This window comes from Streptomyces sp., from assembly GCF_035563135.1.
GTDB lineage: Bacteria > Actinomycetota > Actinomycetes > Streptomycetales > Streptomycetaceae > Streptomyces.
Window position 1 is genome coordinate 1 of record NZ_DATMVN010000528.1, and the last position, 2492, is coordinate 2492.

The 2492-nt window shown below is 68.3% G+C and carries 2 protein-coding genes; one reads left to right on the plus strand and one right to left on the minus strand.

Annotated features, from left to right (window positions below; genetic code table 11):
• The first annotated feature begins 342 nt into the window (after positions 1 to 342).
• Positions 343 to 576, plus strand: a complete 234-nt coding sequence (locus VN520_RS23420; protein WP_325748910.1) for a hypothetical protein — start codon at positions 343 to 345, stop codon at positions 574 to 576.
• A 257-nt stretch (positions 577 to 833) separates the two neighbouring features.
• Here the strand turns inward: VN520_RS23420 and VN520_RS23425 are convergent, their stop codons facing one another.
• Entirely contained in the window at positions 834 to 2075 is a 1242-nt protein-coding gene (locus tag VN520_RS23425; RefSeq protein WP_325748911.1) for a hypothetical protein, read from the minus strand.
• Positions 2076 to 2492: the final 417 nt, after the last annotated feature.

Here is a 2492-nt window from a genome sequence, read left to right on the forward strand (position 1 = left end):
CCGTCCCGCCGAAATCGACGCTCTGCCCCAGGAGCACCTTCTGGTTCGGGCGCGGCTCGGTGATCTCGATCCCTCCCATGACGGCCTCCGTCTCTGATGAACCGCGTTCTCCCGCCGACGGAAGCTCGGCGGGAGACGTACGGTTAATGGCGCGCCGGACCCGGAGCAATGGTTTCTTCAGACGCGATTCCCGGCCATATGCGATTCGGACGCAAGCCGCAGGGGGTGGCTTGCAGGAGCTTTGTGGATTGATGATTTTAAAGGCGCAAATGATTCGCATGCCCGGTGCCCTCATCCACCCTGGATGCCGTGTCCCGTGGCGTTCACTACACGGAGATTCCGATGCGGAAGATCAGCCTCGATCTGGATGCGTTGAAGGTGGAGTCGTTCGAGACGGAGGACGGTGACACTGAGAAGGGGACGGTGCAGGCGTACTACAGCATGTTCACCTGCCCCCGCACGCAGTGCGGAGCCGAGTGCCCCAGCGGTCCGCATCCGTGTGAGGGAAGTTATGCCTGGACCGACGGCCAGGCGGTGTGCCCGTGCAACGACCAGTCGCAGCTGGTCTGCGCATAGTGACCCTCCCGCGAGGCCGCGAGTCGCAAAACGCGGAGAGGCGCCCCCCGGCCTGGGGGGCGCCTCTCGTCTTGATCCGGGCGACGGCGCGCTACCCTTCTCGCGACTCGTACTCGCCCTTGAGCTTGGCGACCACGCTTGGGTCCGCCAGCGTGGTGGTGTCGCCGAGGGCGCGGCCTTCGGCGATGTCCTTGAGGAGGCGGCGCATGATCTTCCCCGAGCGCGTCTTGGGCAGGCTCGCGGAACGGCGAGCGCCGCTACCGGTCCACGGGGTCGGTGTTCGCTTCCACGCGGTCGATGTACAGCCGCTGGGCATCGGGCCGGCGGCCACGGATGGTGGCCTCGAACCCGGGGATCTGGCCGTTGCATCGCTTGAGCCAGATCACCATCCGCTCCGCATCCTCGTACGACGCGAACTGCACGGGCTTGGCGCGCTCCAGGTCCATCCCGCCGACGTTCGAGCGGAGGTTGAGGACACCTTCCAGGGTGCGGTCGGCGCGCACCAGCCACGAGTGCACGACCAGCGCCGAGGTGGGGATCAGCTCCGCCTGGATCGGCTGGGCCGCCGAGACGAAGGTGACCGTGTCGTCGGACTCCGTGATGGTGGCCGCGCCGCCGTCGACGCGGCGCAGCACGTAGTCCAGAACCACGGTCGCCGGGACCGGGCGTGTGTCGGTCGTGATCCAGTTGTACTCCCCGCGAAGGCGCGGCTGGCCGCACCCGTCGCCGTCGTGCGTGAACGAGTAGAACCATTCGGGGTGGGGGCGCCGCATCTGCACTACGAAGTCGGCTAGCACGTTCCCGGTCAGGTCGAGCCCCGCGGTGCTCTGCTGGAGGAGCACGGCCTCGCTGGGCGTCAGCGCCCCGTTCAGCTCCACCAGCCGCTGCGACAGGGTGACGTTCTCCACCAAGCTGCTCCCGGCCGAGCTGGTCACCTTCGGCGTTGCGGAGACCACGGGGATCGTGAGCCCCAGCTCACCGCCGACGTCCCTCTCCTGGGTGAAGGTGAGGGTTCCCACGTCCACCTTGTTGTGCCGCGTCGCGATCCGGTCCCAGCCGGTGAAGACGGCGCTGTCGGGGTTGAGCCGGACGATAATGCGCGCCGTATGCAGCCGATCGGCGGGATTCATCGACCGGTTCTCGATGGAGAAGACTACCCGGCGGGAGACGCGGGCGAGGTTGCGGGTGCCCGGGGGCGAGGTCTCGGGCTGGATGGGCGAGGCGAGGCCGGCCGCGATGGTGCCGGGCGACTTCGCGGTTGGGGTCGCCGCCACCGCGCGCACGAACTCCGCCTGCGCCTGCGGGGACAGGTCCAGCACCCCGTCCGCCTCGGCGCCCGGAACGGGGAGCGAGAACACCGTGATCGCCCCGTACTGCGCCGTGTCGCGGACGAAACGGGCGGCCGCGTAGCGGCGGATCGCCACCGGGTTCACCTGCGGCGGCTGGCAGGCGGCGAGAGTGACCGATCCCAGGACGAGCATCAACGCGAGCCTGCGCATGACGGCCTCCTTCCATCAATGGGGGATGTTGATTCCGGCACGCGGCGGAAGTGGCCGGAGGGGGCAGCTCATTCGACGTGCATCCGGTCAGCGGTTCCGTTCAGAGACGCCCCCTCCCCCGGAGCCGGTCGGGAACGATATAGATGGGTGCGGAGTCGTCGTTTCCCGCATCCGCCGGTTCACGCACCATTCTCCGGTTCGAGATACGAAGAAGGGGCGCCCCTCCGGCTGGAGAGGCGCCCCTTTTTCGGGGACGTGGACTGCGGATCCGTGAGCCGCCGCTATCCCTCGTGCGACTCGTACTCGCCCTTGAGCTTGGCGACGACGCTCGGGTCCGCCAGCGTCGTCGTGTCGCCGAGGGCTCGGCCTTCGGCGATGTCCTTGAGGAGGCGGCGCATGATCTTCCCCGAGCGCGTC

Coding starts and splice junctions, on each gene's coding strand:
- VN520_RS23425 (WP_325748911.1), bottom strand. CDS start 2,075: ATGCGCAGGCTCGCGTTGATGCTCGTCCTGGGATCGGTCACTCTCGCC.
- VN520_RS23420 (WP_325748910.1), top strand. CDS start 343: ATGCGGAAGATCAGCCTCGATCTGGATGCGTTGAAGGTGGAGTCGTTC.